Origin of the sequence: Ramlibacter henchirensis (genome assembly GCF_004682015.1) — a bacterium.
In the GTDB taxonomy this organism is placed as follows: domain Bacteria; phylum Pseudomonadota; class Gammaproteobacteria; order Burkholderiales; family Burkholderiaceae_C; genus Ramlibacter; species Ramlibacter henchirensis.
In genome coordinates, this window is record NZ_SMLM01000001.1 from 2498488 (window position 1) to 2511938 (window position 13451).

Sequence of the window (13451 nt, forward strand, 5' to 3'; positions counted from 1 at the left end):
AGGTGCTGCCGCCCGCTGCAGCGCGCGTTCCACTCCAATCCGCCTTCCATGCAAGGCCATATTTCCCGCCGGACCCTGCCCGCTCCAGCCGGCGGCCGCCGCGCAGGCTCACGCGCGGCGCGGGCGCAGGCCTTGGCCGTGCCCTCCTTTGAGGAGAATTCAGGCGTCGATTCGGCGCTGCGGCTGGCGCGCCAGCCAGCGGCTGTAGCCGGCGTCCGCCAGGCCTTGCGCTTCCAGCGGGAACCAGGCGGCGAAAAGGGACCGGTCCGCATCGAGCGCCACGGCCTGTGCCACCTGGGGCGGCCGGCGCAGCGACTGGCTCACTTCCAGGTCGACCAGCTTGAGGCCGTCCCGGACGTCCTGCACCACGGGAGCGTCCACGCCTTCAAGCTGCGCGAGCTCCGCCAGGGCGGGCAGGCCCGCGCCGGTTTCCAGCTGCAGCCAGCTGGGGGAACCGGCAGCATCCAGGCCGATCACGCCGAAGGGGTCGCCGATCACGATGTGCTCCACCCAGTGCTTGTCGGCGAGCGTGGCGAGTTCGCGCTCGATCGCGGGGTTGCGCAGCAACGCGGCCTGCTCCGGGCGCAGCGTCGCGCGCCAGGTCTGGGCGTGGGTCGGATGCGGCGTGCCCTGAAGGCGATCCACGACTTCCAGCAAACGGGCGGCGATGTCGGCCGTCTGCTTGGGGATGAATTGCTGGATCAGTCCGGCGTTGAAGGCGTCGATGGCGACCTGGTCGTCGGCCTGGCCGGTGAGCAGCACGCGCGCGCCCGGCCAGTCGCCCAGTTCCGCGAGCGCCTGCAGGCCGTCCATCTCCGGCATCGAGTAGTCCACCGCGCAGACGCTGGTGAGGGAGAACCTTTCGGTCTGGCGCGCCCAGTATTCGAGGACCTGCGGCACCAGCGGCCGGCCGGCCCGCCACTGGTCCACCAGCTGCTGCTGGTACCAGGCGTCGGCTTCCCAGAAGGGCCGTTCCTGCTGCAGCTGGCGGATGCATTCGCGCGGCTGCACGAACAGCCTCGCGCGCCACTTGCGCGGCAGCATCAGGGCGAGCATCTCGAGATAGTCGGCGTCGTCGTCCAGGAAGACGAGCGTGCCGGGCCGTTTGAACAGCGGAAAGGTCATGCGCCCTGGGTTCCCGCCCGCCGGCGCGCCGCTGTCCACATCTCCTGCGCCAGCGAGGATGTCGGATGGATCATGGGAGGGGCGGAAAGCTCAGCCTGGGGCACACGGAACTGCTATTGTCTCAGCCCCGTGCGAGAACACGACCGTGTCGATGTCGAAACCTGCTAATTTTGACAGTTCGGATCTCGACACCGTCCTGAGCGAATGGGTCAGCGCCTTGCGCGAGTCGTCGGTCGAGGCGATCGCGGTCCTCGGCCCCGACCCCTTCGGCACCAGCGACGACCGCCAGGTGGTCGCCGTCCATCCCCCGAGCCTCGACGCCGCCGCCCAGGCGCTGGCGCAAAGCCACGACTTCGGCGCGCGCTGGCGCGACTCGGACGCGCCGATGGTGGCCTGGCAGTACATCGCAAAGGCCGACCAGCACGCCGCCCGCTGGCGTCTGCTGTGGATGGCGCACGGCTTCCAGACCGTCGTGCGCGTCGAGTTCCCGCTGCCCGCGGGCCGCGCGTTCGAATGCTTCATGTTCAGCCCGCGTGAACTCAATGACCGGGCGGAGGCCGCCTCTCTGGTGTGGTCGGCGCTGAATGTCTGGCCGGTGGTGCGGCGCTGCATCGCCGCCGAGCGGTCCACGCTCAGCCCGCGCGAGCGCCAATGCCTGGTGCTAGCCTTCCAGGGCCTCACCGCGAAGGAAAGCGCCCTGCAGCTGCGCTGCTCCGAACGCACGGTGAACTACCACCTGGCCAACGCCATGGGCAAGCTGCGCGTCGACAGCAAGCTGGCGGCCATCCAGCGCGCCTGCTGGCTCGGCGCGATCTGATCGGCGGCTCTGCCGCGCCGCGGGAAAGCCGCCGCCGGAGCGGTATATTGGCGCCCACCCCTCGCCACCCCCGCCCATGGACACCTCCAACGAACGTACGGCTTCCCTCATGACGCCGGCCAAGCTGGCGCAAGTGGCGTCCACCGTCAGGGCGCCGATCTCGCCGGCGGCCTTCCTGGACCAGATGGCGGCCGATGCCGGCCACCAGCACGTCAACCGCCTCTCGGAACTGCGGACGCAGTTGCAGGAGCAATCCACCTCCTCGCGCGCCGCTGCCGTCGAGCCGGTGCTGGACCGCCTCGCGCAGGTGCTGCCCTCGCTGGATTTCGATCTGCTGCAGCCCAAGGGGCTGTGGGCCACCGTGACAGGCAAGAACCGCACCGCGGGCGCCGAGTTCGCGGCCCAGGTCGAGGAGATCGATTCGGTGATCAAGACCCTTCCGGCTGAACTGTCGGCGCTGTTCCGGCAGGAGCAGCCGCACGCAGCCGCGGGCGACCGCACGCTGGTGGAGCTGGAGGTGGAATACCGCGCGCTGGACAAGATCATCGACCAGGGCGCGCGCTGGCTGCAGGACATGCGCAACCAGCTCAAGACGCGTGAGGCGCAGGCGGGCGCGGACACCGGCGCGCAGGAGCAGATCCGCGCGGACAACGCCCGCTGCGAGACGCTGGTGGCCCGGCTCAAGCTGCTGCGCGCGGCGGTGGCCGCCGCCCAGCAGGTCCACCAGCAGACGCGCGCGAGCGCCGACCGTCGCCTCGGACTGCAGGCATCCCTGCAGAAAGCGCTTGGCCAGGAGGCCAAGGAGTGGCGTTCGCAGCTCGGCACGCTCGCCCGCGCGGCGGCCGAGGGCAAGACGTCGGGCCTGAACCTCGACGGTCCGAAGGAGGCCCACAAGCACCTGCGCAGGCGCCTGGACAAGCTGCTGGCCGAATGCGAGCAGCTGCGCACGCAGGAAGATTCGCAGGCGCAGTGCCTGTCCATCCTGGGCGAGCAGCTCTCGGCCGCCGCCTGAAGGCGTGTCCGTCCTCCTCATCGACATCGGAAACACGCGCCTGAAGTGGGCGGTGCATGCCGACCCGCGCCCGGGCTCGCCGGTGCTGGACCACGGCGCGGAGTTCCTCGAGAACATCGAGCAGCTCGCCGAGGGCCCCTGGGCCGGGATGGCCGCACCAAAGCGCATGCTGGGCTGCGCGGTGGCGGGAGATGCGGTGCGGCGCCGGGCGGAGGAACAGCTCGAGGAAGCCTGGGATCTGCGGGCGCAATGGGTCTACGCCACGGCGGCCGAATGCGGGCTCACCAACGGCTACGACCATCCCGGGCGGCTGGGCGCGGACCGGTGGATCGCGATGATCGGCGCGAGGCAGCGGCTGCTCGCGGAAGGCCCGGCGCGGCCGATGGTGGTCGTGATGGTGGGCACCGCCGTGACGGTCGAGGCGGTCGACGAGGCCGGCCGCTTCCTGGGCGGCTTCATCCTGCCGGGCCACGGCATCATGCTGCGCGCGCTCGAATCCGGCACCGCCGGCCTGCATGTGCCCACCGGCGACGTGCGCGAGTTCCCGACCAACACCAGCGACGCGCTCACCAGCGGCGGCACCTACGCCATCGCGGGCGCGATCGAGCGCATGGTGCAGCACGTGCGCCGCCACTGCGGCGCCGAGCCGGCCTGCTTCATGACCGGCGGCGCGGGCTGGAAGATGGCGCCGCACATGACGATTCCGTTCGAGCTGGTGGACAGCCTCATCTTCGACGGCCTCCTGGAGATCGCGGCCCACCGCTTCGCGGCCGCCTGACGCCACCTCTTAGAATTGCAAGTGCCGCTGCGCCCTCAGCGGCAATTTCCCATTCAACGGCCACCGCGGAACCGGCTTCGCCGGGCCGCTGGTGGCGCCCCCTCGGGGGGAGGCGGCCGCAGGCCGCTTCGGGGGGGACAATTTTTGGGCCATGTAGAGGAACACCATGTACAAAAACCTCGCTGCCGCATTCGCGGCCGCCTTGTTTTCCCTGCCCGCCGCCACGCAGACCTCCGCGCCGCTGAAGGTCGGCTTCATCCACGTCGCGCCGCTCACCGAAGCGGGCTGGGTGCGCCAGCACGAGGAAGGCCGCAAGGCGGTGCAGGCCGCGCTGGGCAACCGTGTCGAAACGCGCTCGATCGAGAACGTGCCCGAAGGACCCGACGCCGAGCGCGTGCTGCGCGATTTGGCGCGGCAGGGCCACAAGTTGATCTTCACGCCGAGCTTCGGCTACATGGAACCCACGCTGAAGGTCGCGCGCGAATTCCCCGACGTGAAGTTCGAATCCATCACCGGCTACAAGACCGCGCCCAACGTGGCGACGGCCAACGCGCGCTACTACGAGGGCCGATACCTCGCCGGAGTTGCAGCCGGCCGCATGACGCGGACGAACGTGGCCGGTTATGTCGCGGGCTTTCCGATCCCCGAGGTGCTGCAGGGCATCAACGCCTTCACGCTCGGCATGCGGTCGGTCAACCCGCAGGCGCAGGTCAAGGTGCTATGGCTCAACGCCTGGTTCGACCCGCCGCGCGAGCGCGAGGCGGCGCTGTCGCTGTTCAACCAGGACGTGGACGTCGTCGCCTTCCACACCGCCTCCACCGCGGTCATGACGGCGGCGCAGGAGCGCGGCAAGCTGGCGATCGCCTACCACTCCGACATGCGCTTCGCCGCGCCGGACGCGCAACTGCTCGCCGTGACGCATCACTGGGGCGACTACTACACCCGTCGCACTCGCAACGTGCTGGACGGCGGCTGGCGCAGCGGCAACGTCTGGGGCGGCGTGCGGGAAGGCATGGTGCGGGTCGAGCACTTCGGCCCGAAGATGCCCCAGCCGGTGCGCGACGAGGTGCTGGCGCGCCAGCGCGACATCGCCGAAGGGCGCCTCAAGCCCTTCAATGGCCCGATCAACGACAACGACGGGCGCGCCATCGTGCCGGCCGGCTCGGCCATGACCGACGAGCAGATACTGTCCATGAACTTTCTCGTATCGGGCGTGCAGGGCAAGATCCCAAAATGACGTGGGCGCAAGAGCGCCGACGTCATCCCCGCGCATGCGGGGATCCAGGATCAAGAACATGAAAGCCTACCGAGCCGCCTTGCTGCGCTTCGCCGACGACGGTTCGGCCCTCTACGAAGAGGACGGGCTGCTGCTCATCGGCCCCGGCACGGACGGCACTCGCCGCGTGCGCGCCGCGGGCGCCTGGTCCGCGCTTTCGCCCAATTACCCGGGCGTCTCGGTCGAGCACCTGCCGGGCCGCCTGCTCGCACCGGGCTTCATCGACCTGCACGTGCATTTCCCGCAGACCGACGTCATCGGCTCGCCCGCCGACGGCCTGCTACCCTGGCTCGAGAACTACACCTTCCCGCACGAGGCGCGCTTCGCCGACCCGGCTTATGCCGGGCCGGTGGCGAAGGTGTTTCTCGACGAGCTGCTGCGCAACGGCGTCACCACGCCGCTGACGTTCGCGACTTCGCATCCCGCGTCGGTCGATGCGCTGATGGCGCAGGCGCAATCGCGCGGGCTGCGGCTGATCGCGGGCAAGGTGCTGCAGGACCGCCATTCGCCCGACGGTGTTCGAGACGAAACCGAGCGCTCGCTCGCAGACACCGAAGCGCTGATCCGCCGCTGGCACGGCCAGGGCCGCCTCGGCTATGCGATCACGCCGCGCTTCGCGCCCAGCTGCACGGAAGCGCAGCTGCGCGGGGCAGGGGAACTCGCCGCGAAGTACCCCGACGTCTGGATCCAGTCGCACGTGGCCGAGAACCGCGACGAGGTGCGCTGGGCCCGCGAGCTGTTTCCGCACGCGCGCAGCTACCTCGCGGTGTACGAGGGCTTCGGCCTGATGCGCGAGCGCGCCGTCTACGCGCACTGCATCCACTTCGACGACGACGACCGCGCGCTGATGCGCGACACCGGCGCGGCCGCTGCGGTGAGCCCCACGAGCAACCTGTTCCTGGGCAGCGGCTTCTTCGACTACGACGGCGCGCAGCGCGTGGGCTTCCGCTACGGGCTGGCAAGCGATGTCGGCGGCGGCACCAGCTTCAGCCCGTTCCACACGATGCTGGCTGCGTACTACGTGGGCCGGGAGGGCCAGACCAAGCCGGGTGTGAGCCTCAGCCCGCAGAACCTCTGGTGGCAGCACACGGCGGGCGCGGCGCAGGCGCTCGGGCTCGAGGGCGTCATCGGCAACCTGCAGCCCGGCTGCGAGGCCGACTTCCTGGTGCTCAACCCTCAGGCCACGCCGCTGCTGGCGCGCAAGGTGGCCAATGCGCGCAACCTCGACGAACTGCTGTTCTCCCTGATCGTGCTGGGCGACGACCGTCTGGTCGAGCGGGTGTACGTGGACGGCATGCCCGCAGACGATTCTTAGGCGAACCAGGCTGACCTGAGCCCACCGCACGTCCTGGTGGGAAAAAGCGGTCAGGTCACGGCACCTAGAATGGCGGCAGGAGAGCGCGCGATGACCATCAAGAGCGACAAGTGGATCCGGCGCATGGCCGAGGAGCACGGGCTGATCGAGCCTTTCGAGCCCGGGCAGATCCGGCAGGTGGACGGCCGGCGCGTCATCAGCTACGGGACGTCCAGCTACGGGTACGACATCCGCTGCGCACCCGAGTTCAAGGTGTTCACCAACATCCACAGCACGGTGGTGGACCCGAAGAACTTCGACGAGAAAAGCTTCGTCGACTTCCACGACGACGTCTGCATCATCCCGCCCAACAGCTTCGCGCTGGCGCGCACGCTGGAGTACTTCCGCATCCCGCGCAACGTGCTGACGATCTGCCTGGGCAAGAGCACGTACGCGCGCTGCGGGATCATCGTCAACGTCACGCCCTTCGAGCCCGAGTGGGAGGGCTACGTCACGCTGGAGTTCTCCAACACCACGCCGCTGCCCGCCAAGATCTACGCTGGCGAGGGCTGCGCGCAGGTGCTGTTCTTCGAGAGCGACGAGACCTGCGAGACCAGCTACAAGGACCGCGGCGGGAAGTACCAGGGCCAGCGCGGCGTCACGCTGCCGAAGGCCTGAGCGCCGCCAGCGCCGCGCGCGCCGCGGCGAGGTCCCAGCCCGCCCAGCCGCAGCTTTTGAACAGCACGGGCCCGGACCGCGCCTTGACGCGGCCTTCCACCACGTCCTTCAACGTTGGATAACGCGCCACGTCCAGTCCCGCCTGGATCAGGTCGCCGGCCTCGTGCACTGCGTCGGCGGTGTCCACGACGATGCTGCCTTGATCGGCGACATGCCGGCACAAGTCCGGCGCGAGTTCCACCATGCGCGGCGTGAAGGCGCCCACTGCCGCGATGAAGGCATCGGCGCGCGGCCGCGCGCGCAGCACCACGCCGTCGGCCGGCGTGCAGGTGACCACCAGTGGACAGTGCGCCAGCGCCTCGTCGGGGTCCCTCACGACCGTGGCCGGCACGCCGAGCGTCTGCGCGTGTTCGACGAGCGCCTGCGCACTGGCATCACTGCGCGACGCAACCATCACGCCCGACAGCGGCAGCCCCTTCGCGAACGCTTCGAGATGCGCCCGACCTTGCGCGCCCGCGCCGACGATCAGCAGCGGTCCCTTCTTCCCGGCCGCCAGCTTCTGCGCCGCCAAGAGCGAGACCGCGGCAGTGCGCCGCGCCGTCACCGTGGGTCCGTCCAGCACGAACAACCGTTCGCCGGTCGCGACATCGAAGACGACCACGTCGCCCTGGATCGCAGGCCTGCCCGTGCCCGCATTCGCCGGCGTGAAAGTGATCAGCTTCGTGATCGCGATGCGCGCGTCCAGCGCCGGCATCACGAATAGGCTGCCGCCCCCGGGCAGCGGCTGCACCAGGCGTGCCGGTACCTGGACCGTTGCATCGAGCAGCAGGGCTTCGATCGCGCGTGCCAGCGCGACCGCCTCGAGGCTCTGCGCTGTGCCGTCCGCGTCAAGGATGGGATTCATGCGAGCACGCGATTTTGTCCTACCGCCATTCGCGTTTGGCACGGAAAGCAGGTGACGCAACGCGTTCCTAGCATCGAACGAAGAATCCATCGGAGCGTTCCATGCCGTCGCGCCTGCTCGAGTCCCGCCAAGCAATGTCCCGCCAGCCCGCCTTCTGGCTGGCCCTGTGCGGCGTGGTGGCGACGCAGCTGATGGCGTTCTACCTCCTGTGCAGCCACCAGGTGCGCAAGGCCGAGAACCGGCGCGCCGCGGTGGAAGTGCAGCGCATGGCGCATGCCGACTGCCTGCAGTACCTGGCGCAGTCCACCATCGGAAGCTGTGCCGTGCCGTTCATCCCTGGCACCAGCCGTCCCGCCGCCGCCGAATCCGGCGCGCCGGTGACCCTCGTCTCCCGCTGACCCATCCTTGGCGCGCCCCTGTCCTGCGGCGGCGTGCGCGTTTTCACCGCGGCGGACGCACCGTTTTGCCCGCCCGTGTTGAGCTGGCGTCCGACAGGCCCAAGGCACAGCCGCCGACTGGTCCGTGCCGTGCCGCTGCCTATCGTTTGATCAAGAAAACATCGCCAGGGAGCCCGCCATGAATCCAGCCCGTCTCGCCGATCCGGCCCTGCAGGAAGCAGGCACGGAGCAGGCCGCATCGTTGGAGGCGAGTGACGATTTCGACCTGCCGGCGTCCTCCACGCGCTACTGCCCCACCGAGCTGCTGGGCACGTTCACGTTGCTGATGGCGGGCCATGGCCGCTGCGTGAGTTCTTCCATGATGCTGGGCGATCGCGAGTACGCGATGTGGCAGCTCGCGCGCGCCCAGACGCTGCCCGACGACGAACTGCGGCGCATCGCCGTGCGGCTGTTCGCCTACTTCGACGACGAGCACGGCTGGGGCCACCGCCTCTAGGCCGACTCCATCCCCTCGATCAGGAAGCGCACCCGCCGCGCACCCTGCCATTCATCCGCTTCGAGCCGGTAAGCGATGCGCGCCCGGGCCGGCAGCGGCTCGGTGCGGCCGAACCACATGCCGTCGACGGGCTGCCCCTGGTGACGCAGCTTCAGGGCCAGGTGGCGCTCGCCGACCAGGCGCTGCGACAGCACGTCCATCTCCTCGCTGAACACCGGCGGCGCGAACCCCTGGCCCCACACCTGTTCGTGCAGCGTGTCCACGAGGTCGGGCCGGCGGTACTCGGGCGCCAGCGGGCCGTCGGTGTGCAGGCGCCGCATCAGCGTCGCAGCATCCAGCCATTCCTGCGCCACGGTGGCCAGCGCCTGCTCGAAGTTGTCGAGGTGCTCCTCGGCGATGGTGCAGCCGGCCGCCATCGCATGGCCGCCGAACCGAAGCAGCACCCCAGGATGGCGCTTGGCCACCAGGTCGAGCGCGTCGCGCAGGTGAAAGCCCGGGATCGAACGGCCCGAACCTTTGAGCTCGTGCTCGCGCCCCGGCGCCTGGCTCGCCGCGAAGACGAACGTGGGGCGATGGAATCGATCCTTCAGGCGTGAGGCGACGATGCCCACCACGCCCTCGTGGAAGTCGGGATCGAACACGCACAGCGCCGCGGGCGGCTCCTCGCCTTCGTCGAACAGGGCTTCGGCGATCTGCAGCGCCTGCTCGCGCATCTCGCCTTCCAGTCCCTGGCGCTCCCGGTTGATGCCGTCGAGCGTCGCCGCGAGTTCGGCCCCGCGCGCGGCATCGTCCGTGAGCAGGCACTCGATGCCCAGTCGCATGTCGGCCAGTCGTCCGGCCGCGTTGATGCGCGGGCCGAGAGCGAAGCCGAAATCGAACGTCGTCGCGGCCTGCGATTTCCGGCCGGCGGCGCTGAACAGGGCGGCCAGGCCGCAAGGCAGCGCGCCCGCGCGGATCCGCTTCAGACCCTGGGCGACCAGCCGGCGGTTGTTGGGATCGAGCTTGACCACGTCCGCGACCGTTCCGAGCGCAACCAGCGGCAGCAGCGCGTCCAATTTGGGTTGCGATGCCGCATCGAACGCGCCGCGCGAGCGCAGCTCGGCCCGCAGCGCCAGCAGCACGTAGAACATCACGCCGACGCCTGCGATGGACTTGCTCTCGAAGCTGCAGCCCGGCTGGTTGGGATTGACGATGACCGCGGCGTCCGGCAGCTGCGGGCCGGGCAGGTGGTGATCGGTCACCAGCACCTGAAGGCCGAGCGCGTTGGCGGCCGCGACGCCCTCGACGCTGGCGATGCCGTTGTCCACGGTGATCAGCAACTCCGCGCCCGTCTCCTTCACTCGCCGCGCGATCGCGGGTGTGAGGCCGTAGCCGTCGGCCACGCGGTCGGGAACGAGGTAGTCGACGTGGCGCGCGCCGAGCAGGCGCAGGCCCCGCACGCCGACGGCGCAGGCGGTCGCGCCGTCGCAGTCGTAATCGGCCACGATGCACAGGCGCCGCTGCGCCGCGATCGCGTCGGCGAGCAGCACCGCCGCTTCCTGCGCGCCCTTGAGGTCCGAAGGAGGCAGCAGGCGCGCGAGGCCGTCGTCCAGTTCGTCGCGTGCGACCACGCCGCGGGCGGCGTAGAGGCGGGCGAGCAGGGGATGGATGCCGGCCTGTTCGAGGGTCCAGGCCGCGCGGGGCGGGATGTCGCGGGTGATGATCTTCATAGGTCGGCCAGCAGGTCGGCGGTCCGCCGGCGGGAGAAAACGGAAGTGATGCGGCGCCGCCAGCCCGCGCCGCCGCTGCGCCAGGTGCGTGCGGAGCGGTCGCCGCAGAGGGTGATCGCGACGGAGAGGCCCTGGTCGAGCGCTCGTTCGAGTCGCGCGCATTCGCGTTCATCGAGCTGTTGCCAGGCCGCGGCCCACGCGCGCCAGTCGCGCAGCAGGGCCGCGTCGCGCAGGGAGTTGGTGAGTCGCATGCCGCCTCTCGGTGTGCGAGCGGCGCCTTCGGGCAAAGCGCCGTTGCCACTGACCCAGAAGGAATTCACCGGCAGCTGTCCGCCCCGGGTGCGCTCCTCGTTCACCGCATGCGTGTACAGCAGCATCTGCATCTCCTGCTGCAGGCGGCGCAGCGGCTTGCCGGCGTCGCCGCGCGGCATCCAGGGATCGATGACGCGGCCGACGACTCTGTCCAGCGACGCGCACGGCAATTTCGCGAACAGCTCGCCCTCGGCTAGCCACCGCGTGGGCGCTTCGTAGGCGAGCCGGATGCCGTCCTGCTCGAAGTAAGGCTGCATCGCGGCCAGCAGCGCCTGCGATTCCTGCGCATCGAGCTGGAGGTCTTGCGGGTGCAGCATGAAGACATGGTCCGTGCCCACGCGCCAGTGGCAGGGCGTCACCCAGGCCCACCCGGCGATGCCGGGATCGCGGCCGCCCTGCCGCATTTCCCAGGCGGCGAAAGGCAGAAGACCGTCGGGCGCGGCCAGCCCGCATTCGCGTGCGAGCACGCGCTCGTAGGGCATCGAGAAGGAGCGTTCGTCGCCCGGCTCCGCGTCGTCGGGCGCAAGGCGCGCGGCCAGCCGCTCCAGGTGCGGCAGGGACAGCCCCTGCAGGGTCTCGCGGCAGCCCGGTTCCCCGCTCGCGGCGAAGGGAATCAACAAGTGGTCACCGTCCGACATGGCCGGGATTGTCGCGGATGCCAAAATCCCGCCTCAAACCTATTTCACGACCATGCGCGTCCCCTACGAGCTGGTGCTGGGTTGGCGCTACACCCGGGCCGGGCGGGCGACCCGCCGCAACGGCTTCATCTCCTTCATCTCCGGCGTTTCCATGCTCGGCATCGCGCTGGGCGTGGCGGCGCTGATCATCGTGCTGTCGGTGATGAACGGCTTCCAGAAGGAAGTGCGCGACCGCATGCTGGGCGTGGTGTCGCATATCGAGGTGTACGGACCCGGCGGCGGCGTGCTGCCCGACCTGGACCGCACCATGCGCGAGGCGCGCAGCCATCCGCAGGTGCGGGGCGCCGCGCCCTTCGTCGCCGCGCAGGCGCTGATCGCGCGCGGCGAGGACATGCGTGGCGCGCTGGTGCGCGGCATCGACCCCGCGCGCGAACCCGAGGTGACGGACCTCGCGCGCACCGTGCGCGCCGGCGTGCTGGAGCGGCTGGCGCCGGGCGAGTTCGGCGTGGTGCTCGGCGCGGAGCTGGCGCGGGCGCTCGGCGTCCGGGAGGGCGATCCCGTCACGATGATCGCGCCCGGCGGGCAGGTCACGCCCGCCGGCATCGTGCCGCGGCTGAAGCAGATGACCGTCGTGGGCACCTTCGACTCCGGCCATTACGAATACGACAGCGGGCTGGTGCTGATGCACCTGCAGGACTCGGAGCGGCTGTTCCGCCTCGAAGGCCCGACGGGGGTGCGCCTGAAGCTCGCCGATCTGCACCAGGCGCGCGAAGTCGCCGCGCATCTGGCGAGCGAAGTGCTCACCGGGCCGGTGGTGGTGCGGGACTGGACGCGCCAGAACCGCACCTGGTTCGCGGCCGTGCAACTGGAAAAACGGATGATGTTCATCATCCTGACGCTGATCGTCGCGGTGGCCGCCTTCAATCTGGTGAGCACGCTGGTGATGACCGTCACCGACAAGCGGGCCGACATCGCGATCCTGCGCACGCTGGGCGCGAGTCCGCGCAGCATCATGGGCATCTTCGTCGTGCAGGGCGCCACCGTCGGCGTGATCGGCACGCTGGCCGGCCTGCTGCTCGGGCTGGCGATCGCCCTCAACATCGACGTCATCGTGCCGGCGCTGGAGACCGCCCTCGGCGCGAGCTTCCTGCCGCGCGACATCTACCTGATCAGCCGCATGCCCAGCGACCCGCAAAGCGGCGACATCGTGCCGATCGCGGTGATCTCGCTGGTGCTGGCCTTCGTGGCCACGCTGTACCCGAGCTGGCGAGCGAGCCGCGTCAACCCGGCCGAGGCGCTTCGCTATGAATGAGAACGGCGCGCCCGTGCTCCAGGCCCGCGGCCTGGCCAAGCGGTTCACCGAAGGCGGCCTGGACGTGGAGGTGCTGCGCGGCGTGGACCTCGACGTCGAAAGCGGCGAAACGGTGGCCATCGTCGGCGCCTCCGGCTCGGGCAAGAGCACGCTGCTGCACCTCCTCGGCGGCCTGGACGCGCCCACGGCGGGGTCGGTGCAGCTGGCCGGTCACGCGATGGCTTCGCTGAATCAGGCGAAACAGGGCGACCTGCGCAACAAGCACCTGGGGTTCGTGTACCAGTTCCATCACCTGCTTCCGGAATTCAGTGCGCTCGACAACGTCGGCATGCCGCTGCGCATCCGGCGCGAATCGCCCGAGGCCTGCGCCGCCGCGGCAACCGAAACGCTGGAGGCGGTGGGGTTGGGGCATCGACTGGGGCATCGTCCCGCCGAACTTTCCGGCGGCGAGCGCCAGCGCGTCGCGATCGCGCGGGCGCTGGTCACGCGACCTGACTGCGTGCTGGCGGACGAGCCCACCGGCAACTTGGACCGCGTGACGGCCGACGCGGTTTTCGACCTGATGCTGCACCTGGCCCATGAGCGCGGAACGGCGTTCGTGCTCGTGACGCACGACGAGGCGCTGGCGGCGCGCTGCGGAAGGCAGCTGCGGCTAACGTCGGGTCGCCTCGCTTGATCAACGGCAACCGGGCCTTTTGACGC

The 13451-nt window shown here is 70.1% G+C and carries 14 protein-coding genes; 10 read left to right on the plus strand and 4 right to left on the minus strand.

What is annotated here, in order from left to right; all coding sequences use genetic code 11:
- Positions 1-159: 159 nt before the first annotated feature.
- The gene (locus EZ313_RS12350; protein ID WP_135263434.1) at positions 160-1125 is read right to left on the minus strand and encodes a response regulator; all 966 of its coding nucleotides are present in this window, start codon (positions 1123-1125) and stop codon (positions 160-162) included.
- 151 nt (positions 1126-1276) lie between these two features.
- Between EZ313_RS12350 and EZ313_RS12355 the strand changes: the two genes are divergently transcribed.
- The 6 genes from EZ313_RS12355 to dcd all read left to right on the plus strand — a co-directional run bounded on the left by EZ313_RS12355 (position 1277) and on the right by dcd (position 6980).
- The gene (locus tag EZ313_RS12355; protein WP_135263435.1) at positions 1277-1942 is read left to right on the plus strand and encodes a helix-turn-helix transcriptional regulator; all 666 of its coding nucleotides are present in this window, start codon (positions 1277-1279) and stop codon (positions 1940-1942) included.
- 76 nt (positions 1943-2018) lie between these two features.
- Complete coding sequence (locus EZ313_RS12360) at positions 2019-2954, plus strand: hypothetical protein (protein WP_135263436.1); 936 nt, start codon at positions 2019-2021, stop codon at positions 2952-2954.
- Positions 2955-2958: 4 nt separating this feature from the next.
- A complete protein-coding gene (locus EZ313_RS12365) occupies positions 2959-3732 on the plus strand; it encodes a type III pantothenate kinase (protein WP_135263437.1) in 774 nt (257 codons plus the stop codon).
- Positions 3733-3898: 166 nt separating this feature from the next.
- Entirely contained in the window at positions 3899-4969 is a 1071-nt protein-coding gene (locus EZ313_RS12370) for a BMP family ABC transporter substrate-binding protein (RefSeq protein ID WP_135263438.1), read from the plus strand.
- A 58-nt stretch (positions 4970-5027) separates the two neighbouring features.
- Complete coding sequence (gene guaD, locus EZ313_RS12375) at positions 5028-6323, plus strand: guanine deaminase (RefSeq protein ID WP_135263439.1); 1296 nt, start codon at positions 5028-5030, stop codon at positions 6321-6323.
- A 90-nt stretch (positions 6324-6413) separates the two neighbouring features.
- Positions 6414-6980, plus strand: a complete 567-nt coding sequence (gene dcd, locus EZ313_RS12380; RefSeq protein ID WP_135263440.1) for a dCTP deaminase — start codon at positions 6414-6416, stop codon at positions 6978-6980.
- On the opposite strand, the gene EZ313_RS12385 is transcribed toward dcd, so the two are convergent.
- Positions 6961-7884 (minus strand): delta(1)-pyrroline-2-carboxylate reductase family protein, encoded by a 924-nt coding sequence (locus EZ313_RS12385; RefSeq protein ID WP_135263441.1) that lies wholly within the window; start codon positions 7882-7884, stop codon positions 6961-6963. The two genes, dcd and EZ313_RS12385, sit on opposite strands and share 20 nt — an antisense overlap.
- A gap of 101 nt (positions 7885-7985) precedes the next feature.
- Here EZ313_RS12385 and EZ313_RS12390 point away from each other — a divergent pair, with 101 nt between their 5' ends.
- Positions 7986-8282, plus strand: a complete 297-nt coding sequence (locus EZ313_RS12390) for a hypothetical protein (protein ID WP_135263442.1) — start codon at positions 7986-7988, stop codon at positions 8280-8282.
- 178 nt (positions 8283-8460) lie between these two features.
- On the plus strand, positions 8461-8778 hold the full coding sequence (locus EZ313_RS12395; protein ID WP_135263443.1) for a hypothetical protein: 318 nt from the start codon (positions 8461-8463) through the stop codon (positions 8776-8778).
- On the opposite strand, the gene recJ is transcribed toward EZ313_RS12395, so the two are convergent.
- A complete protein-coding gene (gene recJ / locus EZ313_RS12400; protein WP_135263444.1) occupies positions 8775-10487 on the minus strand; it encodes a single-stranded-DNA-specific exonuclease RecJ in 1713 nt (570 codons plus the stop codon). The genes EZ313_RS12395 and recJ overlap by 4 nt on opposite strands.
- Positions 10484-11437: a phosphoglycerate mutase gene (locus EZ313_RS12405; RefSeq protein WP_135263445.1), complete on the minus strand. Its 954-nt coding sequence runs from the start codon at positions 11435-11437 to the stop codon at positions 10484-10486. Before EZ313_RS12405 ends, recJ begins: the two co-directional genes overlap by 4 nt.
- Positions 11438-11489: 52 nt before the next feature.
- Here EZ313_RS12405 and EZ313_RS12410 point away from each other — a divergent pair, with 52 nt between their 5' ends.
- Positions 11490-12749, plus strand: coding sequence for a lipoprotein-releasing ABC transporter permease subunit (locus EZ313_RS12410; RefSeq protein WP_135263446.1), 1260 nt, complete (start codon positions 11490-11492; stop codon positions 12747-12749).
- Complete coding sequence (gene lolD / locus EZ313_RS12415; RefSeq protein WP_135263447.1) at positions 12742-13425, plus strand: lipoprotein-releasing ABC transporter ATP-binding protein LolD; 684 nt, start codon at positions 12742-12744, stop codon at positions 13423-13425. Before EZ313_RS12410 ends, lolD begins: the two co-directional genes overlap by 8 nt.
- Positions 13426-13451: the final 26 nt, after the last annotated feature.